Raw genomic sequence first — 22772 nt, 5'->3', positions numbered from 1 at the left:
GACCTCTGACCGTCGGGCTGTCGACAAGATCACCTTCAGGATTCACCGCACACTGGGCGGGTAGGAGACTCCGGCACGGGGGCCCAGACACCGCAGCTACGCTCAGTACGCTCATCGCGGTGGACCCGTCAGTACCCGGAGGTGGCCGATCGTGACCGTCCGTAGCTCCTTTGTCGTAGTGGCGAATCGTCTGCCGGTCGACGAGGTGAGCACACCCGAGGGACGGCAGTGGCGACGCAGCCCCGGTGGGCTCGTCACCGCGCTGCATCCCGTACTCGCCGAGCACCAGGGCACCTGGGTGGGCTGGGCCGGCGGCACCGGTGCCGCTCCCGAGCCGTTCGACCTGGAGGGCATCCGGCTGCACCCGGTCCCGTTGAGCGCCGAGGAGTTGGAGCGCTACTACGAGGGCCAGTCCAACGCGACGATCTGGCCGCTCTATCACGACGCGGTGGAGACACCGGCGTACAAGCGTCGCTGGCGTGAGGCGTACCGGCTGGTCAACGCCCGGTTCGCGGAGGCCGCAGCCGACGTCGCGGCCGAGGGCGCGACGGTCTGGGTGCAGGACTACCAGCTCCAACTGGTGCCGGCCATGCTCCGCGAGCTGCGCCCCGACCTGCGGATCGGCTTCTTCCTGCACATCCCGTTCCCGCCGATCGAGCTGTTCATGCAGATGCCGTTCCGTACCGAGCTGCTGCGCGGTCTGCTCGGCGCGGACCTGGTGGGCTTCCAGCAGCGGTTGGCCGCGCAGAACTTCGTCCGGCTGGCCCGGCACCTGCTCGGGCTCCGCTACGAGGGTCAGATGATCCAGGTCGACGGTCGGCAGGTGAAGGCGGGCGCCTTCCCCATCTCCATCGACACGCAGGAGATGGAGCGGATGGCGGCCGACCCGGCGATCCAGGCGCGGGCCAAGCAGATCCGCGCCGAACTGGGCGACCCGAAGACGATAATCCTGGGCGTGGACCGGCTCGACTACACCAAGGGCATCGAGTTGCGCCTGAAGGCGTTCCGCGAGTTGCTTGCTGACGGAAAGTTGACAGTTCCGGACGCCGTTATGGTGCAGGTGGCCACGCCGAGTCGCGAGCGCGTCGAGCACTACCAGGCACTTCGGGTCAAGGTGGAGCGCGAAGTTGGTCGGATTAATGGCGAATTCGGCCGAGTCGGCGTGCCGGCCGTGCATTACCTCCATCAGTCGTACAGTCGCAGTGAACTGGCCGCGATGTACGTTGCTGCGGACGTGATGATGGTGACCCCGCTGCGAGACGGCATGAATCTCGTGGCCAAGGAGTACGTCGCATCCCGTGCCGACCAGGGCGGTGCGCTCGTGCTCAGCGAGTTCGCTGGCGCCGCAACGGAGCTGCGCCAGGCATTCCTATGTAACCCGCACGACCCGGACGCGGTGAAGGACGCCCTGCTCCGGGCCGTGCACGTGGAGAAAACCGAGGCACGCCGCCGGATGCGGACAATGCAACGTCACCTGCGTACCCACGACGTGGGGCACTGGGCCAAGTCTTTCCTCTCCGAACTGGGAGTTTCCGAGGCGGAGGCCGCGTGAACACGGCCGTCAACGACGGAACGGCGATCGCCACCGGGGTGATGGACCCCGAACTGCGATCCGCCATCGGCCGGATCGCCCGGGTTCCGCAGCTCCTGATCGCCTGCGACTACGACGGCACACTCGCGCCGATCGTCGAGGATCCCAGCACCGCCGTACCGCTGCCCGAGTCGGTGGCCGCGATCCGCGCGCTCGCGGCGCTGCCGCAGACGAGCGTGGCCGTGGTCTCCGGTCGCGCCCTGCGCGACCTGGCCGCGCTCTCCCGGCTGCCCAGCGAGGTACACCTCGTCGGCAGCCACGGCTCCGAATTCGACATCGGCTTCGTCGAGCGCCTCTCCCCCGAGCTGGTCGCGGTCCGCACCCAGGTGCGCAACGCGCTGCGCGAGATCGCCGCCGAACACCCGGGCATCCGGCTCGAACGCAAGCCGGCCAGCGTCGCGGTGCACACCCGGGGCGTCGACCCGCAGGTCGCCGCCGCCGCCATCGAGGCCGTCCGCAACGGCCCGGCCGCCTTCGACGGCGTCACCGTGACGCAGGGCAAGGAGGTCATCGAGCTGTCCGTGGTGGCCACCCACAAGGGCACGGCCGTCGACCAGCTACGGACCCAGCTCTCGGCGAGCGCGGTGCTCTTCATCGGCGACGACGTCACCGACGAGAACGCCTTCGGCAACCTGCACGGGCCGGACCTCGGTATCAAGATCGGCCCAGGCGACACCAAGGCCAACTTCCGGGTGGCCGAGCCCATCGAGGCCGCCCGCGCGCTCGGGCTGCTGCTGGAGACCCGCCGGCACTGGCTGTTCGGCGAGCGGGCGGTGCCCATCGAGCGGCACTCGATGCTGGCCAACGGTCGTACCGTCGCCCTGCTCACCCCCGAGGCGAAGGTGAGCTGGCTCTGCCACCCCAAGCCGGACTCGGCGGCGATCTTCGCCGACCTGGTCGGCGGCAGCCCGGCCGGTCACTTCAGCATCGCCCCGGAGCGCGGCGGCATCCCGCTGGGCCAGCGCTACCGCTCCGGCACGATGACCGTCGAGACCCGGTGGTCCGGGCTCACCGTCACCGACTGGCTGGACAAGCCGGCCCGCGAGACGACGCCCGACGGTCCCGCCGTGGTCACCGGCGACTCGACCCTCGTCCGGGTCCTCAGCGGCAACGGGCGGGTCCGGGTGGAGTTCGCGCCGCGCCCCGAGTTCGGCCAGGTGGCCGTGCAGTTGCAGCCCGTCGGCGACGGCCTGCTGGTGCTCGGCTCGAACGAACCGGTCGCCCTCTACTCCCCCGGGGTCGAGTGGCAGGTCAACAACGACGGTGGGTACGAGACCGCCAAGGCGGTCGTCGACCTCTCCGCCGCTGGTGGGCAGGTCGTGCTGGAGCTGCGCTTCGGCACGCACAGCCTGGAGCACCACCGGGTGCCGATCCACGAGCGGCAGGCCGCTGCCGAGCAGCCGTGGAAGGACTGGGTGGCCTCGCTGCGGCTGCCGTCCACCTCCCGTGACCTGGTCGCGCGCAGCGCCCTCACCCTGCGCGGGCTCTGCCACGAGACGACCGGCTCGATCCTCGCCGCGGCCACCACCTCCCTGCCGGAGGAGCTGGGCGGCGTCCGCAACTGGGACTACCGCTACTGCTGGCTGCGCGACGCCGCGCTGACCGCCCGCGCGCTCGTCGACCTCGGCTCCATCGACGAGGCCGAGGCGTTCCTGCGCTGGGTGGACGGCTGCATCGAGCGCACCGGCGGCCACCCGGAGCGGCTGCACCCGCTCTACACCATCGACGGGTACGAGCTGGGGGCCGAGGCGGTCATCGACACGCTGCCCGGGTACGCCGGCTCCCGGCCGGTCCGGGTCGGCAACCTCGCCAACCACCAGCTCCAGCTCGACGTGTTCGGCCCCATCGCCGACCTGATCGCGGCCGTCGCCGACGCGCGCGGCTCGGTCCGCGACGACGAGTGGCGGGTCCTGGAGAACATGGTCGAGGCGGTCCGCCGCCGCTGGCACGAGCCCGACCACGGCATCTGGGAGGCGCGGCTGCCACCCCGGCACCACGTCTTCTCGAAGGTGATGTGCTGGATGACCGTCGACCGGGCGCTGCACGTGATGCGCCAGCACGGCGGCGAAGACCGGCCCGAGTGGACGGACCTGCGCGACCGGATCGGCGCGAACGTGCTGGAGCACGGCTGGCACGACGACGTCGAGGCGTACAGCGTCGCGTACGGGGACGAGGACATGGACGCCTCGTCGCTCTGGATCGGCCTCTCCGGCCTGCTCCCGGGTGACGACCCGCGCTTCCTGTCCACGGTCCTGAAGATCGAGGCGGACCTGCGCAGCGGCCCGGTCGTCTACCGGTACCACTGGGACGACGGCCTGCCCGGCCGCGAGGGCGGCTTCCACATCTGCACGGCGTGGCTGATCGAGGCGTACCTGCGCACCGGCCGGCGCACCGACGCGGAGGAGCTGTTCGCGCAGATGGTGCTGACCGCCGGCCCGACCGGCCTGCTCCCCGAGCAGTACGACCCGCTCGCCGAGCGCGGCCTGGGCAACCACCCGCAGGCGTACAGCCACCTCGGGCTGATCCGCTGTGCCCTGCTGCTGGACAACATGCTCAAGCAGTAACGACAGCACGTACGACGGGGCCGGGAGCGCTGACGCTCCCGGCCCCGTCGTCACGTGGCACCACCTCGCCGATCATGGCGCCGTGGTGGGCAACAAAACGCCGGTAAGGCACCAACCCGGGCACCACAACTCCATGATCGCCGCATCCGGACTACCCTGCTCGCCGATCTTGCACTTCCTGTCCCGACACAAGGGACATATCACGCATGTTGCCCGCCGAAACCGCAAGATCGGTGGGCACCCGTTGCTCAGGCGTCGAGGGCACCCACCACGTCGCCCACGACGACCACGGCGGGTGGGCGCACCTCGGCTGTGTGCACGTCGGCGGCGACCGCTTCGAGCGTGGACCGCAGCACCCGCTGAGTGCCCGTGGTGGCTTCCTGGACCACGGCGGCCGGTGTCTGCGGCGACCGGCCATGCGCGATCAACGTCTCGGCGATAGCGGCGAGGTTCTTCAGCCCCATCAGGATCACCAGGGTGCCGCGCAGGCCGGCCAGGGCGTCCCAGCGCACCAGCGACGCCGGCGAGTCGGGCGCCACGTGCCCGGAGACCACGGTGAACTCGTGCGCCACCCCCCGGTGGGTGACCGGGATGCCGGCCGCAGCCGGCGCGGCGATCGAGCTGGTCACCCCCGGCACGACGGTCACCGGCACACCGGCCGCCGCGCAGGCCAGCAACTCCTCGCCGCCCCGGCCGAAGACGTACGGGTCGCCGCCCTTGAGCCGCACCACGGCAGCACCGGCCAGCGCCCGGTCGACCAGGATCTGGTTGATCTCCTCCTGGGCGCGTGACGGGCCGTAGGGGATCTTCGAGGCGTCCACCAGCTCGACGTCGGGGCGCAGCTCGTCCAGGAGCAGGCCGGGTACCAGCCGGTCGGCGACCACCACATCCGCCTCGGTGAGCAGCCGCCAGCCCTTCACGGTGATCAGCTCCGGGTCACCCGGCCCGGACCCGACGAGAGCCACCCGCCCGCCGGTCGAGTTAGGAAGGGCCCCTTCCTCTACCCCAGGCGTTAAGAGGGGGCCCTTCCTTGCAGCGAGCAGGTCGCGGATGGCGTCGCGGACGCTCATCGCCCGTCGGGGGTCACCACCGCCGAGCACCGCCACGGTGACCGGTCCCTGCCGGGTCACCGCCGGAGTCCAGGCGGTGGCGGCCGCCCGGTCGTCGGCGCGTACGCAGAAGATCCGCCGCTCGTCCGCGACGGCACTGACCGCGGCAGCCGCGGTCGGATCGTCGATCGCCACCTGGACCAGCCAGGCCCCGTCCAGGTCCTCGGGCACGAAGCGGCGCGGCACCCAGCGCAGCCGACCCGCGTCGACCCGGGCCTGCAACGCCGGGGTCAGCTCCGGTGCCACCAGCAGGACATCCGCGCCGGCGTCCAGCAGCGCCGGCACGCGCCGGGTGGCGACCGCGCCGCCACCCACCACGACCACCCGCCGTCCGTCGAGCCGCAGACCAAGGGGGTACGGGTTCGCGCTCATCCGGCACCACCGGACCGCTCGCTGGACGTGGTCACTTCTCGGCCACGCCGGCCGAGTCGAACGTGGCGACCTCGTGCAGCACCCGGACCGCGCCGGTGACCACCGGCAGCGCCAGCAGCGCGCCGGTGCCCTCGCCGAGGCGCAGCCCCAGATCGATGAGCGGGTCGAGGCCGAGGTGTCGCAACGCCACCGTCGCGCCGGGCTCCGCCGAGCGGTGTCCGGCGACCATGGCGGCGACCGCGTCCGGAGCGAACGCGGCGGCGGCGAGCGCGGCGGACACCGCGATCACCCCGTCCAGCAGGACCGGCGTACGACGGGCGGCGGCACCGAGGATCAGCCCGGCCAGGGCGGCGTGCTCCAAACCGCCGACGGCGGCGAGGACACCCAGCGGGTCGGCCGGGTCGGGGGTGTGCCGGGCCAGCGCGGCCCGCACCACGGCCACCTTGTGGGCGTACGTCGCATCGTCCACTCCGGTGCCCCGACCCGTGGAGTCGAGCGGGTCGACGCCGGTGAACGCGGCGATCAGCGCGGCGGCCGGGGTGGTGTTGCCGATGCCCATGTCCCCGGTGAGCAGGATGCCGGCGCCGGCGTCGATCAGCTCGTCGGCGACCCGGACGCCGGTCAGGACCGCCGCCAGCGCCTCGTCCCGGGTGAGCGCTGCGGTCACCGACAGGTCGCGGGTACCGCGGCGTACGGACGCGTCGATCAGCCGCGGCGCGGCCAGGTCCGACACGGGCGCGGCCGAGCCCGTGGGCGCGGCCAGGTCCGACGCGGGCGCGGCCGAGCCCGTGGGCGCGGCCAGGTCCGACGCGGGCGCGGCCGACCCGGTGGACGCGGGCGCGGCCGACCCGGTGGGCGCGGGCAGCGGGTGGGCCACCCCGACGTCGATCACGGTGACCGACGCGCCGGCCTGCCGGGCGAACGCGTTGACGACCGCGCCACCGGCCAGGAAGTTGCCGATCATCTGCGCGGTGACCTCCTGCGGCCACGGGGTGACTCCCTGGGCGTGCACCCCGTGGTCGCCCGCGAAGATCGCCACGGCGGCGGGCTCGGGCACCGGCGGCGGGCAGATCCCGGCCAGTCCGGCGAGGCGTACCGACAGGTTCTCCAGCAGGCCCAGCGAGCCCGCCGGCTTGGTCAGCCGGCCGTGCAGCTCGCGGGCGGCGGCCATCGCCGCCTCGTCCGGGGGCCGGATCGCCGACGTCGTGGTCTCCAGCATCATGCCTCCATGATCTCGCGCAGCACCGCGATGAACGCGTCGGTGGTGTCTCGGTCGCGTACCGCCACGCGCAGCCAGTCCGGGCCGAGCCCGGGGAAGGTGTCGCCCCGGCGGACCGCCCAGCCCCGGTCGCGCAGGGCGGCCCGTACCCGGGTCGCGTCGGGCAGGCGCAGCAGGACGAACGCGCTGGCGGGGCGGCCGGCGACGCGTACGCCCGGCAGGTCGGACAGGCAGGCGACCAGGTGGTCGCGGTCGGCGGCGAGTTCGGCGGCGATCGCGCGTTCGGCCTGGACCGCGACGGGCGTGGCGCAGGCCTCGGCGGCGGCCAGCGCGGGCGTGGAGACGGCCCAGAGCGGCTGGACGGCGGCCAGCCGGGACAGCAGGGCCGCGTCGCCGAGCAGGTAGCCGATCCGCAGGCCGGCCAGGCCCCAGGTCTTGGTGAGGCTACGCAGGACGAGCAACCCGGGCAGGTCGCGCCGCTCGGCGAGCGACTCGGGTTCACCGGTGTCCGCGCCGCCCGTGGTGTCGGCGAACGCCTCGTCGACGACCAGCACCCGGCCGGGACGGGCGAGCGCGGCGATGGTCCGGGCGGGGTGCAGCACCGAGGTGGGGTTCGTCGGGTTGCCGATCATGACCAGGTCCGCGTCGGCGGGCACGAGGGATTCGTCGAGGCGGAAGCCGTCGGCCGGGTCCAGCAGGACCCGTTCGACCGTGTGCCCGGCGGCCCGCAGCGCCGCCTCCGGCTCGGTGAACTGCGGGTGCACCACCACGGGCCGGCGCACGCCGCGCAGCGCCTGGGCGATGAGCACGAAGCCCTCGGCGGCCCCGGCGGTGAGCAGTACCTCGTCCGGGTGACGCCGGTGCCGGGCGGCGACGGCGGCGCGGGCCGGGGCCGGGGCCGGATAGCGGGCCAGGTCGGTGAGGGTGGCGGCGATCGGATCGGCCAGCCAGGCCGGTAGCGGCGCCCGGCGGACGTTGACGGCGAGGTCGACCAGACCGGCGCTGGCCTCGGCGTCGCCGTGGTGCGCCAGGTCGGGCTCGGCGTCGACGAACGGCGACACCCCGCACGGCTGATCACGCATGTCCGCGATCCTGCCGGGAAGGTGGCCGGCGGGACAGTCGATGTCGACGTAAGCCATGTCACCACCTCGCGGGTTTATGAGTTTTTCTCATGCACGAATCGGAAATGTCATAACTTTGCGACGTGAGCAACCGACCCCTTGCTGCCGCTGGTCGTCTCGTTCCTCTCCTGCGCGCCGGGCTCATCGCCGGCATCGTGATCGCCGCCGCCGCCTACCCGCTGGTCGCCCTCACCGGGCTCGGCGCGAAGGCCACCGCGCACGCCACGGAGCAGAAGACCCGGCTGCTGACCAAAGCCCTGCCCGCCGAAACCTCCTACCTGTACGCCCCGGACGGCAAGACCGTGCTGACCATGTTCTACGAGGAGTACCGGCAGTACACGAAGCTGTCGGACATGTCGCCGAACATCCAGCAGGCGATCGTCGCCGCCGAGGACTCCCGCTTCTACCAGCACCACGGCGTCGACCCGAAGGGCGTGGCCCGCGCCTTCGTGGCCAACGCCCACTCCAGCGGGGTGTCCCAGGGCGCGTCGACGCTGACCATGCAGTACGTCCGGATGGCCCTGCGGGACAGCGCCACCACCCCCAAAGAGGTCCAGGAGGCCACCCAGCAGACCAGCCTGCGCAAGGTCAAGGAGATGCGCATGGCGCTGGACCTGGAGAAGGAGATGAGCAAGGAAGACATCATGGAGCGCTACCTGAACTCGGCGTACTTCGGTCACCGGGCGTACGGCATCTACGCGGCCAGCGAGATCTTCTTCTCCAAGACCCCGAAGGACCTCACCCCGGTCGAGGCGGCCACCCTCGCCGGGCTCGTCAAGTCCCCCTCCGAGTACGACCCGGCCGACTCCGACCAGAAGGAGGCCACCGGGCGGCGCAACTACGTCCTGGACCGGATGAGCCAGCTCGGCTACCTGTCCCCCGACTCGGCCGCCGCCGCGAAGTCCGAGCCGATCCGGCTGAAGCTCACCACCCCACCGAGCGACTGCGCCTCGATCATCGAGAAGTACCAGAGCTGGGGCTTCGCCTGCGACTACGTGAAGAACTGGTGGAGCGCGCAACCGGCGTTCGGCAGCAACCGCCTCGAACGGATGGACAAGCTGCGCCGGGGCGGCTACCGGATCGTGCTCAGCCTCGACCAGAAGGTCCAGGAGGCGGCCGAGAAGAACGTCGGCGCGAAGGAGGGCACCGGCAGCCCGTTCGCCAACGGCATCGTGGTCTCCGAACCGGGCACCGGGCGGGTCAAGGCGATGGCGGTCAACCGGAACTACTCCCTGGATCTGGCCGACAATCCACCCAGCTCCAATCCCGAGGCCGGGCCGAAGGTGAAGGCCAACTACCCCAACACGGTGGCGCCGCTGCTCGGCGGCGGAGACCTGCCCGGCTACCAGGCCGGATCGACGTTCAAGATGTTCCCGATGCTGGCCGCGCTGGACTCCGGGATGACGTTGTCCACCTCGTTCAACGCCCCGTACCGCTACAAGTCGTCCGTCTACGACGGCTGGGCGCCGTCGAACGCCAGCGGCGCGATGACCGGCCAGCAGACCATGTGGTCGGGCTTCGGCAAATCCGTCAACACGTACTTCGTGTGGCTGGAGGAGAAGGTGGGCGCGGAGAAGGCGGTCCGACTCGCCGAACAGCTCGGCCTGCGCTGGCGCACCGACGTCGACCGGGAGCAGGCGTCACCGGGCAAGGCCAACAAGTGGGGCGCGTTCACCCTCGGCGTCTCCGACGCCACCCCGCTGGAGATGGCGAACGCCTACGCGGCCATCGCGGCCGACGGCCGCTACTGCGAGGCGATACCCGTGCAGGCGATCATGAACCGGGACGGCACACCGGCCACGTACACCACGCCGGGCGGCATCCAGCGCGAGGTGGCGAAGCCTCGCTGCCGCCAGGTGGTCAGCGCCGACGCCGCCCGCGCGGCCACCGACGCCGCCCGCTGCCCGACCGGGGACACCCCGGCACGCGGGGGCTGCGGCGGCTGGTCGACGGCCGACAGCGTCCGGGGTACGGTCGGCCGCCCGGTCGCCGGCAAGACGGGTACCACCGACAGCACCCGGTCCGCCTGGTTCGTCGGGTTCACACCGGAACTGGCTGCGGCGAGCTTCATCTCCGACCCGGACAATCCGTTCAACGCGGTCGGTGACGGGCAGTCCCAGATCCCGATCGCGGCGGTGGCACAGACCCTGCGCGACGGCCTCAAGGGCACACCTACCCGCCAGTTCACGCCGCCCTCGGACGCCATCGTCGGGTGACGGCGGGGGTCGGCGAAAGGTCCGCCGGGCGGCGGGGCTCAGCGAAGGTCCGCCGCCACGAACGACCAGACTTCGAGGTCGACCCGGCCACCGCCGACGAAGCCGGCGTTGCGCAACAGGCCCTCGTAGCTGAAGCCGGCCTTCTCGGCGACCCGGCGGGACGCCAGGTTGCCGGGCGCGACCCGCAGCTCGACCCGCTGGAAACCGTGCTCCAGGATCAAGGCGATGGCCACCGCGTCCACCGCCTCGGCGGCCAGGCCGAAGCCCCGGGCGTGCGGAGCCATCGCGTAGGAGACCTCGGTGAGGCGGGCACCCCAGTCGGTACGCCGGGTCCAGAGGGAGCCGACCACCTGGTCGTCCTCCCGGCGGATCACTCCGTAGTGGTCGCCCTCGCCGCTGTCGCGTCGCTGCCGGGCCAGGTCGGTGCACCAGGCGTGCCCGTCGATCGGACCGGAGTCGCCGGGCAGCGGCAGCCAACGCCGGGTCAGCTTGTCGGCGAAGATCTCGCCGGCCGCCGCCGCGTCGGCCGCGGTGAGCCGGCGCACCTCCGTACGCGGGGTGGAGACGGTCAACACCGGAAACCGGCGGACCGCCACCTGACCGATCACGCCGGCACCACCGGCTGTGACACCGCCTCGGCTGCTGGCTCGCCCACCGCCGCGGCCACCACCCGGGCGGCGGTCGCCGGATGACCGGCCCAGTGCAGGGTGAGCTGCGAGGCGTGCACGTTGCGCCAGACGAACCCCTCCGGCGTGCCACCTTCCCACCGCCACGCCGGCCGCTGACCGGCGCGCGGGGTGAGCACCGCCCGGTGCTCCTTGTGCCCGACAACCACCGTGCCGCTCGCGGCGACCACGCTGTCGGTCTCGGCGGTCGCCTCCCGGTAGCCCACCACCAGGCCGTCGCGGCTCGCGCCCACCGCGTCCAGCACACCGCACATCGGCAGCCCGTCCAGCTCCCGGGCCAGCCAGAGCAGACCGGCGCCCTCGGCGACCACCGGCCGGCCGGTACGCGCCAACTCGGCCACCGCGATGCAGAGCCGACGGTTGGCCGACAGTTGCTCGGCGTACGCCTCGGGCAGCGCTCCCCCGACGACCAGCGCCCGCGTGCCGACGGGCAACGCCTCGTCGCGCAGCGGGTCGACCGTGACCACCTCGGCGCCGGCCGCCGTCAGCAGCTCCGCGGCCTCCGGGTGGCTGAAGCTGCCACCCGGACCACCGGCCACCGCGACCAGCGGACGCTGCGCGGGCACGACCAGCTCACCGAGCGCGTCCCCCGGCGACCAGGCCACCGCCGGCAGGGGCGGAGCGGAACGGGCCAGCCCGAGCAGACGTTCCAGGTCGACAGTGGCGGCGACGGCCTCACCCAGGCGACGCACCGCGCGGACGGCGTCGGCCGAGGAGTCGACGACCGGCGCGACCCCGTGCCGGCGGGACGGCAGCACGGCCGGCAGATCCTGGCGGCGCAGCGCGCCGTAGACGGGCACACCCACGTCGTCCAACGCCTCGCGCAGCATGCTCTCGTGCCGCGACGACGCCACCCGGTTGAGGATCACCCCGCCCAACCACAACTGCTCGTCGTACGAGCGGAACCCGTGCACCAGCGCGGCCACCGACTGACCCATCGCGGCCACGTCGACCACCAGCACCACCGGGCTGCGCAGCGCCGCCGCGGCGGCGGCCGTGGACTCCTGCTCGGGCCGGCCGCCCACCGAGTCGTACAGGCCCATGCTGCCCTGCACGACCGCGAGACCGGCACCGGCGGCGCCGTGCGCGACCAGCGGGGCGAGCCGGTCGACGCCGACCAGCCGGGGATCGATCACCCGGCCCGGTCGGCCGGCGGCGAGACCGAGGTACGCGGCGTCGACGTGGTCCGGGCCGAGCTTGAACCCGGCGACGTCGACACCCCGCTCGGCCAGGGCGGCGAGCAGCCCGATCGCCAACGCGTTCTTTCCGTGCCCGGAGGACGGCGCGCTGAGCACCAGGCGCGGCACGACGGTCATCATCGACTCCTCGCGGGCGGCGGCGGGTACGCGACGGACAACCGAGGGGGTCGATCCGTCGGCGTGACGATACTCGCCCGCACCGACGGGCGAGCACCGCCAACCGGGGGTCGGCGGACCGTCCCGGCCCGGTCGCGGTGAGTGGCCCCGGTCATACGGGTAGCCTCGGTGCCGTGTACCGGTTCCTGCTGAGCCCACGCTGGTTGGGCGCCCTCGCGCTGACGCTGGTCGCCGCCGCCGTCATGGTGTGGCTCGGCAACTGGCAGCTGGACCGCTACCGGGGTCGTACCGAGATCAACGAGCGGATCGACGCGGGCGAGCGGATGGCCCCGGCGCCCCTGGCCGACGCGTTCCGCCCGCCGGCCGGCGGGCCCGGCACCGCCGGTCCGGCTCCCGCGAAGGACCGGGTCTGGACCCGCGTCACCGCCACCGGCCGGTACGACACGTCGAACACCGTCCTGGTCCGGGGCCGGACGGTCGACAGCCGGGTCGGCTTCGAGGTGCTCACCCCACTCGTGCTCGCCGACGGCACCGCGCTGCTGGTGGACCGGGGCTGGATCCCGCCGGCTCCGGGCGGCGCGACCGCCCAGCCGTCGGTGCCCACCCCGCCGGGCGGCGACGTCACGGTCAGCGGCCGGGTGCACGAGACCGAGAGCGGCGCCGGCGTGGTGGACCGCCGCGACGGACGGCTGGAGACCCGGCGGATCGCCGTGCCGCGGCTGGCCCGCGAGCTGCCCTACCCGGTCTACGGCGGCTACCTGCTGCTGGACGAGCAGACCCCGGCCGCCGACCCGCTCTTCAAGGCCGTCCCGGTCGGGCACACCAACAACTGGCAGAACTTCGGCTACGTCGTGCAGTGGTGGCTCTTCGCCGCGATGGCGATCTTCGGCTACGGCTGGGTGGCCCGCCGCGAGGCACGCCGGGCCGCCGGCCTCGGTGGCGCGCCGGCACCGCTGGACCGGGCGGCCGAGCCGACGCCCAGCGCCTCCGCCTGACCCCGCCCTGACAGCCTGAACCGGCGTCCGCCGGTGGGCTGGCCCCGACCGCCGTCAGCCGGTGACCCGGCCCGCGTGGATGGCGCGGACGGCGTCGATGGTGTCGGCCTCGGCGGCGGACTTGTCGTCCCGGTAGCGCACCACGCGGGCGAACCGCAGCGCCATTCCACCGGGATAGCGGGTGCTCGTCTGCACCCCGTCGAACGCGATCTCCACGACCTGCTCGGGACGCACCCGGACCACCCAGTCGCCGCGCTCGACGGCGAGGCCGAGGAACCGCTCGGTCTGCCACCGCAGCAGCTCGTCGGTGAGCCCCTTGAACGTCTTGCCGAGCATCACGAAGTCGCCGGTGCGCGGGTCACGGGCGCCGAGGTGCAGGTTGGAGAGCCAGCCCTTGCGCCGGCCGCTGCCCCACTCCACGGCGAGCACCACCAGGTCGAGGGTGTGTCGGGGTTTGACCTTGACCCAGGCCGCCCCACGACGGCCGGCGTCGTAGGGGGCGTCCGGCGCCTTGACCACCACGCCCTCCTGGCCCGCGTCGAGGGCGGCGGCGAACGCCGCCCCGGCCTGCTCCGGACCGTCGACCTCCATCCGACCGACCAGCAGTGACGCGTCCACCGCGCCGGCGAGCGCGGCCCACCGCTGGTGGCCGGGCAGGTCGATCAGATCCTCACCGTCGAGGTGCAGCAGGTCGAAGAAGTACGGGGTGAGCACCGTCGTGCCGGTGCTGGCGGCGGCCGCGAGCACCGCCGGGGCGACCGGCGTACGGCCGGTGGTGCTCGGGGTGGTGCGCCGGGCGGCCCGGCTGGAGGTCTGCTGGAACGGCAGCGGGCGGCCCGTCTCGTCCAGGCCGATCGCCTCGCCGTCGAGCACCAGCTCGCGGCCGGGCAGGGCGCGCACCGCCGCGACGACCTCGGGCACCCGGCTGGTGATCTCGTCGAGGCTGCGGGTGAACACGGCGATGTCGGCGCCGGAGCGGTGCACCTGGATGCGGATGCCGTCGAGCTTCACGTCGACCACGGCCGGCGTGCCGGTCGCGGCCAGCGCCTCGTCGACCGAGGGGGCGCTCTGGGCGAGCATCGGCGCGAGCGGCCGGCCGACCCGCAGGCCGAAACCAGCCAGCTCGGCGGCCCCTCCGCGCAGCGCGGCCACCGCCACGGCCCGCAGGTCACCGGCGAGCAGCAGGGCACGGCGGACGGTGGCGGCCGGCACCTCGGCGGCCCGGGCCACGGCATCGGCGAGCAGCCCGGCCTGCGCGCCCTGGCGCAGTTCACCACCGAACAGGCCGGTCAGCAGCCGTTGCTCGTCGGCGGTGGCCGCCGCGTAGAGGGCGCCGAGCAGAGCGCGGCGGCGGGCCTGCGCCCCCGAGCCGTGCACAGCGGCGATCTGGGCGATGGCCGCGTCGACGGCGGCCACGGTCAGCGTCGGCTCGACGGCCGGCGCGGGCAGGTCACGCAGACTGGCGTAGCCCACGCCGGTCTGGCGTTGCCGCAACTCACCGGCGAGATAGCCGGCGCCGGGCTCCACCTCGGCCGGGTCGAGCCGGCGCAGCGCGTCGGCGAGCAGCTCCACCTTGGCCCGCCGGCCGCTGGTGGCGCCCACGGCGGCGGAGGTGGCCGCCAGGTCGATGAACCGCACGACGCTCATCCTGCCAGTCACCTCCGACACCGCCCGGGCATTGCCGTGCCCGGGCGGTGTCGGCGCGGTGCCGCAGCCCGCTGGCCCTGGTTCTCAAGGCACTCAAGGGGCGGCGGGAATCAGGCGGAGACGGGCTCCTCGATGCGCAACCCTCGGGCGCGGACCTCACCGGCCACCCGGGAGAGCACCGAGTCGAGGGCGACCAGGGCGGCGGAGAGCTCACCGAGCTGTTCGTTGAGCGTGTCCTCGGACCACGCGGAGACGTCGACGTCCCCCAGTGCGCTGACGGCGGCCCCCAACCGGGCCATCACCTCGTTCGTACTCATGTTCGAAAGCCTATAACAACCCCATCGACGACACGCCGTAAACACGCAGTTCAGGCGCAAACTTGCCGTTATCACTCCGCCGCAGCGGCCACCTTGCCCAACAGCAGCGCCTCGGCGAGGCAGACCTTGGCGAACTCGCCGAGGTGCAGGCTCTCGTTCGGACCGTGCGCGCGGGCGTGCGGGTCCTCCACGCCGGTCACCAGGATCGCCGCCTGCGGGAACATCTCCTGGAAGGTGGCGATGAACGGGATCGAGCCGCCGACGCCGATGTCCACCGGCTCGGTGCCGTCCCAGGCGGCCTGGAACGCCGAGCGGGCGGCGTCGAACATCGGCCCGGACGCGTCGATCACGCACGGGTTGCCGTCGTGCTCGAAGGTGACCGTGACCTGAGCGCCCCACGGCGCGTGCTTCTCCAGGTGGGCGCGCACCGCCGCGTACGCCCGCTTGGGGTCGTCGCCTGGGGCGAGACGGACGCTGAGCTTCGCCTTCGCGGCCGGCACCAGGGCGTTCGGGGCCTCGCCGGTGGCCGGGGCGTCGATGCCGAGCACCGCCAGCGCCGGCTTGGTCCAGAGCCGGTCGGTGAGCCGGCCGGTACCGATGAACTGCACACCCTCGACCAGCCCGGCCTCGGCGCGTACCCGGTCCTCCGGGTAGTCGACGGCGGCGCCCACCCGGCCGACGAGCCCGTCCACCGCCACGTCACCGGCGTCGTCGTGCAGGGTCGCCAGCAGCCGGACCAGCGCGGTCAACGCGTCCGGGATGGCGCCGCCGAACATGCCGCTGTGCACGGCGTGGTCCAGCGTGCGCACCTCGACGAAGCAGTTGACGATGCCGCGCAGCGAGGTGGTCAGCGCCGGTACGCCGATGTCCCAGTTGCCCGAGTCAGCGATCACGATGACGTCCGAGGCGATCTCGTCGCGGTGCTCGACGAGCAGCCGCTCCAACGAGTCGGAGCCGAACTCCTCCTCGCCCTCGATGAACAGCACCACACCGACCGGCAGCGCGTCCCCGTACGCCCGCAGGGCCGCGACGTGCGCCATGATGCCGGCCTTGTCGTCGGCCGCGCCCCGGCCGTACAGGCGGCCGTCGCGCTCCACCGGCTCGAACGGGTCGGACTCCCACAGCGACCGGTCGCCGACCGGCTGCACGTCGTGGTGGGCGTAGAGCAGCACGGTGGGCGCGCCGGGCGGTGCCGCGCGACGGCCGATCACGGCCGGCTGCCCGCCGGAACGCACGATGTCGACGTCCAGGCCGCAGCCGCGCAGCAACTCGGCGACCGCCTCGGCGGAACGCTCGACGTGCGAGTGGTCGAAGCCGTCGAAGGCGATGCCGGGGATACGGACGAGGCGTTCGAGGTCGGCCCGGACGCCGGGCATCTCCCGCTCGACGGCGGCCCGCACCTCGGACTCGGACATGATCGGTGAGGTCATGACCGGCATCGTATGCCGGCCTTACCCAGGCCGGCCGGCCGAGCCCGCACCCGCAGCGGGGACCCGCACGAAGTAGCGCGACGCGTCGAGCGGCAGCGTCGACGCTCCGTCGACCACCAGGTCGGCGTGCGCGGCGGTGTCGTCGGCGCTGAAGTGCGCCCGCTCACCGACATGCCAGCGGCGCAGCTCCGGCAGGATCTCCGCCCCGTCCCGTTCGACCGCGCGGGCCAGCCGCAGCGGCGCGGGCGCGGTCACGAAGACGGCGAGAGTCAGCTCCGGCCGGACGACGGCACGCGCGGCGCTGACCCCCTCCACGATCAGCACCGGCGTCACCGGCACCGGCACCGGGCGGGGCAGGAAGGACCGCCGTACCCAGCTGTACCGCCGGTACGCGCCCGGCTTCCCCTGGCGCAGCCGGGCCAGCACCTCGCCGTCGAGCCGGGGCCAGAAGGTCAACTGGTCGCCCCAGCCGTCGAGCAGGTCGTCGGTGTGCACCACGGGCGGCCGCCCGCCGGGCAGCGCCGCCAGGGCGTCCGCGAGGTGCGCCGCGAACCGGCTCTTGCCCGCGCCGCTCGGCCCGTCGACGGCGACCAGCCGGGTCCGTCCCAACCGCGCCGGGCCCGCGAGCACCCGGCGCGCCACCTCGGCGTACGCCTCGACGACTGCCACCGGTGCCACCTGCGCGGCGGAACCCTCGGTCGGCCCATCGGCGTCGTTTCGGTGTCGAAGGGTGCCGGGCTCACGCAGCGGCGGCCCCGTGCGTCCGAGCGGTCCCCTGGCGAAGAGTCCGTGCACGAGCGCAGTATGCCCCTCCCCTGGTCCGCGCTCGCCAGGCTCGGCGGTCTGGCCGTGATCGACTCGGTTTCACGGATGTCGCTCTCTCCCGCCCGCCACGACACCCCGACCTCACGGAAATCGAGTCGATCATGCCGATCCCGGCCGGGTGACACGTCTGGCTGAGCCTGTTGGGGCGGCCATTCTCACGTCCGGGGGAATTGGGGTGGCGAGGGGTGACGGGCGATCGGTTCGCCGCGCGGGCCGGTAGCCGAGTCGGCATGATTCGGTGGTGCTCCGAGACGTGATGAGCCCCGGCATCGACGCCCTGCTCGAACAGGCCCGCGCCGGGCTGCACCGACTGACTCCACAGCAGACCGTCGAGGCGGTCCGCGGTGGCGCTCTGCTTGTCGACACCCGTACCGACACGCAGCGCCGCGAACAGGGTGACCTCCCGGGGGCGGTCGTCATCGACCGTACGGTGCTGGAGTGGCGGCTCGACCCGGCCAGCGCCTGGCGCATCCCGGAGGCCACCGCGTACGACCGGGAGATCATCGTGGTGTGCCGCCAGGGCTACAGCTCCAGCCTGGCCGCCGCGAGCCTCCAGACCCTCGGGCTGCGCCGGGCCACCGACATGATCGGCGGCGTCGACGCGTGGCTGGCCGCCGGTCTGCCCACCACCGACCGCCCCGCCGACATCCGCCTCTGACCAGCCCGCTATCCCACCTCGCCGATCATGACGTTGTGGTGGCGGACGCAGAGGGCCATCAGCGACATATCAGGCACCACGACTCCATGATCGACGCCGGAGGCGGTGGTCTGTCGCGGGGTGGCGCTGTCGGCGCTGGAGGCGGTGGTCCGTCGTGGGGGTGGTGCTCAGGTGGGCGGGGCGCCGGGCGGGATGAAGGGAAGAGCCTCGGGTGCGCCGGTCTCGATGAGACGCCAGAGGGCGTCGGTGTCGAGGTGCTCCTCGACGAGGTCGCCGAGCAGGTCGAGCGAGCGTTCCCGGGCGGCGGCGAAGCTGGTGGCCGGCGCGACCCGGAAGCCGGTACGCCCGGCCAGCCGCGCCGCCTCGGTGAGGAACCAGCGGCGGAACCCGTCGGACTCGAACGCGCCGTGCCAGTGCGTGCCGTGCACCGCGCCGAGCACCGCTCCCTCGCCCGCGCCGTCGGCCCCGGTCAGCAGCGGGGGCAGGTCCGGGTCGGACTGCGAGACGTACCCGTGGTGGATCTCGTAGCCGCGGACCGTCACGTCGCCGGGGCCGGCGCCCACCGACTGCCGGACGGTCTTGCGGGGATCGAAGGTGATCTCGATGGGCAGCAGACCGAGCCCGGCTACGCTGCCCTGCCGACTCTCGACCGGGTCGTGGATGGCTCGACCGAGCATCTGGAACCCGCCGCAGAGGCCGAGCAGCGGCTTGCCGGCTGCCGCGTGGGCGGCGACCGCGTCGGCGAGGCCGGTCTCGCGTAGCCAGGCCAGGTCCGCGACGGTCGACTTCGAGCCGGGCAGGACGATCACATCGGCGGAGGCCAGTTCGGCCGGCTCGACGGTGAGACGCACGCGGACACCCGGCTCGGTGGCGAGCGCCTCCACGTCGGTGGCGTTGCTGATGCGAGGCAGCCGGACGACGGCCACGTCCAGCCATTCGGTGCCGTGTGGGGCGGCGGGACGGCCGAGTATCCGGCCGTAGGCGAGGGAGTCCTCCGCGTCCAGCCACAGGTCGAGCGACCACGGCAGCACCCCGTACGTGGGACGGCCGGTCACGCGACGCAGCATGTCCAGCCCCGGCTGGAGCAGGCCGAGGTCCCCCCGGAACTTGTTGATCACGAAGCCGGCGACGAGAGCCTGGTCGGCCGGGTCGAGCAGGGCCACCGTGCCGAACATCGACGCGAAGACGCCGCCCCGGTCGATGTCGCCGACCACGATGGCGGGCAGGTTGGCGTGCCGGGCGAGCCCCATGTTGACGTAGTCCCCGGCCCGCAGGTTGATCTCCGCCGGACTGCCCGCGCCCTCGCAGATCACCACGTCGTACGCGGCGCGCAGCTCGGCCAACGCCGCGTACGCGGTCTCGGCGAGGCGGGGTCGCAGCTGCCGGAAGGTGCCGGCGGTGATCGTGTCGACCGCTTCGCCGAGGAGCACCACCTGACTGGCGAGGTCACTGCCCGGCTTGAGCAGCACCGGGTTGAAGCGCAGGTCCGGTGCAAGCCCGCACGCCGCGGCCTGCATGGCCTGGGCGCGGCCGATCTCCCCACCCCGCCCGTCCGGCCCGACCACGACGGCCGAGTTGTTCGACATGTTCTGCGCCTTGAACGGCGCCACTTTCACGCCCCGCCGGTGCAGCCAGCGGCAGATGCCGGCGGTGAGCACGCTCTTGCCGGCGTCCGAGGTGGTGCCGGCGACCAGCAGCCCGCCGCTCATCGCCCGCTCCCCCACCCCGGGACGCCGCCGACCCGACTCGGCTCCGACCGGACGGGCGGCGGGCCGCCTGCCCAGCGGCCCCGCGCTGCCCAGCGGCCCCGCGAAAACGCCTCCCGGCCCAGCACCGGGCCGGTGCCCCGACCCGTCGCGACGCGCAGGCCCCGCCGCGCGACCGCGCCGGCGAGGCGACCGACGGTCAGCGGGTAGGCGGCGGCCAGCCCGAGGGCTGCCAGGCCGACAGCGCCGGAGATGCGCGCGGCCCGCTTGAGGTGCCGCGCCTCGGGACGGGGGCCGTCGCCCAGGAACGGGCGGACCTCGGAGCGTCCGAAGTACCTGTTGCGGCCACCGAGGCGGACGCCGAGCGCGCCGGCCATCGCCGCCTCGCACTGGCCGGCGTTGGGGCTCGGGTGGTCGTTGCGGTCCCGCCGCCACACCCGCCAGGCGCGCTCCCGGTCGCCGTGCGCCACCGGAGCGACGGCGATGGTGAGGAGCCCGGTCAGCCGGGACGGCACGAGGTTGAGCAGGTCGTCCAGCCGGGCGGAGGGGGTGCCGAACCGCGCGTAGCGCTCGGACCGGTGCCCGACCATCGCGTCCAGGGTGTTCGCGGCGCGGTAACCCAGCAAACCGGGCAGGCCGGCGACCGCGCCCCAGAGCAGCGGGGCGACCACCGCGTCGGAGGTGTTCTCCGCGACCGACTCGACGGTGGCGCGGGCCAACTCCGACTCGTCCAGGGTCGACGGGTCCCGCCCGCAGAGGTTGCCGAGGCGTTCCCGCGCGGCGGGCAGGTCGCCGTCGCGCAGCGTCCGACCCATGATCGCGGCCTCGCGCCGCAGGGTACGGCCGCCCAGCACGGTCCAGGTGCCGGCGGCGACGAGGACCGCGCGGCTCACCGGCCGGTGCCGGGTGGCCAGCGCGGCGGCCACCCCGAGCGCCACGGGCCCGCCGACCGCCAATGCCGTGAACACCGCCCCGGCGGTCCGGTCCGGGCGGTGCAGGCGACGCTCCAGAGCGCCGGCCACCTGGCCGAACCCGGCGACCGGGTGCCACCGGCGGGGGTCGCCGAGCAACCGGTCCAGGGCGTAACCGGCCACCAGGCCCACCGCGTTCGCCACCGGTGCTGTCCGTCGCACGCTCACCACCCCCGGCCGGCCAGCCTAGACGAGCACCGCATCAGCCAGCCGCGCCTGCCGTACTCCACCGAAGTCTCCTCCACCCGCTCTGCTCACGCGGGGTGACGACGCGAGCCGCGCCGCCACCCCGCCCCCGTCGTGCCCCCGGCGCGTACGGCGTCGGGACCTCACACGGCCGCGCTGCCGCCCCGGGACCCGACACTCATGCCGGCTGCGGCACCCGGCCTCGGCCCCGCCGGCCCCGACCGGACGACGGGACATCCGGCTGACCCTCGTCGGGTACCGGCCCCAACTCGTCGTCGGGGTCGTCCTCCGGGTCGGCGTCGTCCGCCGCCGCCGCGAGGGTGAGGCCGTCGTCGTCCAGGGCGACGTCGAGCGGGCCGTGGCCCAGGGGGCTGGTACGCGGTGCGGCGTACTCGGGCAGCTCGAAGTCGTCGTCGAGCGGACCGTCGTCGGGCAGCGCCGGGGCCTCCTCGGCGGGTACCGGCTCGGTGGGCTCGCCGTGCACGCGGCTCTCGGTGGCGGCGTCCTCGACGATGCTGGTGGTCATGGTCGGCCGGTTACGCAGGAAGCGGGCGCGTCCCCGGGAGAGGTCGTGGCCGACGGCGACCGCCTCCAGCTCGTAGAGGGTGCGGTGGGTGCCGGCCTCGTCGATCCAGTCGCGGGTGTAGAGCCGACCGCAGACCACCACCGGGTCGCCGACCATCACCGACGCGGCGACGCCCTCGGCGAGCTTGCGCCAGCAGTTGACGCGGACACGCAGCGAATTCCCGTCGACCCAACGGCCGCTGTCGCGGTCGAGGCGGCGTGCGGTGGAGGCGACCTTGAAATTGGCCACCAGCGTGTTGCTCTCCTTGGTCCGGCGCCACTCGGGCGCCGTCAGAATATTGCCGACAATCGTGACGTACGTGTCGAACATCGTCCCTCCAGGGGATCGGGGGTGTGCCAGCGCGAGTCGACTCGGCATCGAGCCTGTGCGATGTCGACGGCCACCGCCAGCGCCGCCACCCGGACCTGTGGACAACGGGCCACCTGTGGACAACGCCCTGATCAAGCCCCTGCTGTGGTACGGCCGACCCACCCGAACGGCCAAGGGCGGTTCCGGAGCCGACCGAACTGGGTATGGATTTGATCAACGCACCACCGACAAGCTCCACGTCGACGAGAGGTCAGCACCATGACGATCACTACCTTCGGCTCCGCGACCGTTTCCGAGGTGCAGCGATGAGCGCCGTGGCGAACCCGGCGACCGTGGGCGAGTGCCTGCGGGTCGGCGCGGGGTTCTCGCAGGGCGACCGCAACTGGATCGCCGAGCAGTTCGCCACCCTCGACGCCCGGCTGGCCGGTTTCCACGCCGACGCCACCGAGCTGGAGGTGTCGGTGAAGGACCGGGAGGCGCGGGGTCAGAAGGTCACGCTGGAGTGCTGGATCGCCGGCCGGCAGAAGATCGTCACCACCTCCACCGAGGAGGACCTGCACGCCGCCCTCAACGACGTCCGCGACGACCTGCGTCGCAAGCTCAACGACGCCAAGACCAAGCAGGAGCCGCGCAACAACAAGCACCTGCGCGACATCCCGCAGCCCCAGGGCGAGATCGACCCGATCGACGAGGACCCGGCCCGCGCCGACGCGGAAACGGTCTGACCCACGACCCGCCCGCCGCGCCCGCCCCCGCCCCGCCCGCGATCTTGCACTTTCGGACGCCGATATGCGGCTTTCCGGTGGTTATGCCGCAACAGAAAGTGCAAGATCGCGGGCCGGCGCGGGCGAGGGCCGGCGCGGGCGAGGGCCGGCGCGGGCGAGGGCCGGCGCGGGCGAGGGCCGGCGCGGGCGAGGGCCGGCGCGGGCGAGGGCCGGCGCGGGCGAG

General features: G+C 73.5%; 16 protein-coding genes and 2 pseudogenes. 6 read left to right on the top strand and 12 right to left on the bottom strand.

The window, feature by feature from the left end; all coding sequences use genetic code 11:
- Positions 1–151: 151 nt before the first annotated feature.
- On the top strand, positions 152–1552 hold the full coding sequence (locus ACIBTX_RS24700) for a trehalose-6-phosphate synthase (protein ID WP_355052272.1): 1401 nt from the start codon (positions 152–154) through the stop codon (positions 1550–1552).
- 41 nt (positions 1553–1593) lie between these two features.
- Complete coding sequence (otsB, locus tag ACIBTX_RS24695; protein ID WP_357133688.1) at positions 1594–4155, top strand: trehalose-phosphatase; 2562 nt, start codon at positions 1594–1596, stop codon at positions 4153–4155.
- 248 nt (positions 4156–4403) lie between these two features.
- On the opposite strand, the gene cobA is transcribed toward otsB, so the two are convergent.
- From cobA to cobC, 3 genes are read right to left on the bottom strand one after another with little or no spacing between them, the layout of a single operon-like run.
- Positions 4404–5636: a uroporphyrinogen-III C-methyltransferase gene (cobA, locus tag ACIBTX_RS24690; protein ID WP_357133613.1), complete on the bottom strand. Its 1233-nt coding sequence runs from the start codon at positions 5634–5636 to the stop codon at positions 4404–4406.
- Between the two features lie 31 nt (positions 5637–5667).
- Positions 5668–6855: a nicotinate-nucleotide--dimethylbenzimidazole phosphoribosyltransferase gene (locus ACIBTX_RS24685; protein WP_396833076.1), complete on the bottom strand. Its 1188-nt coding sequence runs from the start codon at positions 6853–6855 to the stop codon at positions 5668–5670.
- Positions 6855–7937, bottom strand: a complete 1083-nt coding sequence (cobC, locus tag ACIBTX_RS24680; RefSeq protein ID WP_357174744.1) for an Rv2231c family pyridoxal phosphate-dependent protein CobC — start codon at positions 7935–7937, stop codon at positions 6855–6857. The genes ACIBTX_RS24685 and cobC overlap by 1 nt, the downstream gene beginning before the upstream one ends.
- A gap of 122 nt (positions 7938–8059) precedes the next feature.
- On the opposite strand from cobC, the gene ACIBTX_RS24675 reads away from it, so the two are divergent.
- Positions 8060–10192, top strand: a complete 2133-nt coding sequence (locus ACIBTX_RS24675; RefSeq protein ID WP_357133617.1) for a transglycosylase domain-containing protein — start codon at positions 8060–8062, stop codon at positions 10190–10192.
- Between the two features lie 38 nt (positions 10193–10230).
- Here ACIBTX_RS24675 and ACIBTX_RS24670 read toward each other — a convergent pair whose 3' ends face one another.
- Complete coding sequence (locus tag ACIBTX_RS24670; protein WP_357133619.1) at positions 10231–10800, bottom strand: GNAT family protein; 570 nt, start codon at positions 10798–10800, stop codon at positions 10231–10233.
- Positions 10797–12194 carry a cobyrinate a,c-diamide synthase gene (locus ACIBTX_RS24665; RefSeq protein WP_357174740.1) on the bottom strand — a complete coding sequence of 466 codons (1398 nt, stop codon included), beginning with the start codon at positions 12192–12194 and terminating at the stop codon, positions 10797–10799. The genes ACIBTX_RS24670 and ACIBTX_RS24665 overlap by 4 nt, the downstream gene beginning before the upstream one ends.
- Before the next feature lie 173 nt (positions 12195–12367).
- On the opposite strand from ACIBTX_RS24665, the gene ACIBTX_RS24660 reads away from it, so the two are divergent.
- Positions 12368–13189: an SURF1 family protein gene (locus ACIBTX_RS24660; protein ID WP_357133623.1), complete on the top strand. Its 822-nt coding sequence runs from the start codon at positions 12368–12370 to the stop codon at positions 13187–13189.
- A 54-nt stretch (positions 13190–13243) separates the two neighbouring features.
- Here the strand turns inward: ACIBTX_RS24660 and ACIBTX_RS24655 are convergent, their stop codons facing one another.
- From ACIBTX_RS24655 to ACIBTX_RS24640, 4 genes and pseudogenes are all read right to left on the bottom strand, one after another.
- On the bottom strand, positions 13244–14836 hold the full coding sequence (locus tag ACIBTX_RS24655; RefSeq protein WP_357133625.1) for an ATP-dependent DNA ligase: 1593 nt from the start codon (positions 14834–14836) through the stop codon (positions 13244–13246).
- A gap of 110 nt (positions 14837–14946) precedes the next feature.
- Positions 14947–15153 carry a hypothetical protein gene (locus ACIBTX_RS24650; protein WP_030333429.1) on the bottom strand — a complete coding sequence of 69 codons (207 nt, stop codon included), beginning with the start codon at positions 15151–15153 and terminating at the stop codon, positions 14947–14949.
- Positions 15154–15224: 71 nt separating this feature from the next.
- Positions 15225–16568 carry a dipeptidase gene (locus ACIBTX_RS24645; protein WP_357174811.1) on the bottom strand — a complete coding sequence of 448 codons (1344 nt, stop codon included), beginning with the start codon at positions 16566–16568 and terminating at the stop codon, positions 15225–15227.
- Positions 16561–17255: pseudogene (locus ACIBTX_RS24640) on the bottom strand (uridine kinase); the annotation flags it as partial. The pseudogene ACIBTX_RS24640 and the gene ACIBTX_RS24645, both read right to left, overlap by 8 nt.
- Before the next feature lie 409 nt (positions 17256–17664).
- On the opposite strand from ACIBTX_RS24640, the gene ACIBTX_RS24635 reads away from it, so the two are divergent.
- Positions 17665–18066 (top strand): rhodanese-like domain-containing protein, encoded by a 402-nt coding sequence (locus ACIBTX_RS24635; RefSeq protein WP_355052319.1) that lies wholly within the window; start codon positions 17665–17667, stop codon positions 18064–18066.
- A gap of 167 nt (positions 18067–18233) precedes the next feature.
- Here the strand turns inward: ACIBTX_RS24635 and ACIBTX_RS24630 are convergent, their stop codons facing one another.
- The 3 genes and pseudogenes from ACIBTX_RS24630 to ACIBTX_RS24620 all read right to left on the bottom strand — a co-directional run bounded on the left by ACIBTX_RS24630 (position 18234) and on the right by ACIBTX_RS24620 (position 21824).
- Entirely contained in the window at positions 18234–19775 is a 1542-nt protein-coding gene (locus ACIBTX_RS24630; protein ID WP_357133628.1) for a cobyric acid synthase, read from the bottom strand.
- A gap of 137 nt (positions 19776–19912) precedes the next feature.
- Positions 19913–20905 (bottom strand): annotated as a pseudogene (locus tag ACIBTX_RS24625) (cobalamin biosynthesis protein); the annotation flags it as partial.
- A 202-nt stretch (positions 20906–21107) separates the two neighbouring features.
- Complete coding sequence (locus tag ACIBTX_RS24620; RefSeq protein WP_357174731.1) at positions 21108–21824, bottom strand: single-stranded DNA-binding protein; 717 nt, start codon at positions 21822–21824, stop codon at positions 21108–21110.
- Between the two features lie 305 nt (positions 21825–22129).
- Between ACIBTX_RS24620 and ACIBTX_RS24615 the strand changes: the two genes are divergently transcribed.
- The gene (locus ACIBTX_RS24615) at positions 22130–22549 is read left to right on the top strand and encodes an HPF/RaiA family ribosome-associated protein (protein WP_357174729.1); all 420 of its coding nucleotides are present in this window, start codon (positions 22130–22132) and stop codon (positions 22547–22549) included.
- The last annotated feature ends 223 nt before the right edge of the window (positions 22550–22772 follow it).

Source organism: Micromonospora sp. NPDC049359, assembly GCF_044466585.1.
Lineage (GTDB): Bacteria > Actinomycetota > Actinomycetes > Mycobacteriales > Micromonosporaceae > Micromonospora.
Note: the sequence above shows the minus strand (reverse complement) of the source record. Positions and strands in the feature narration are given on the sequence as shown.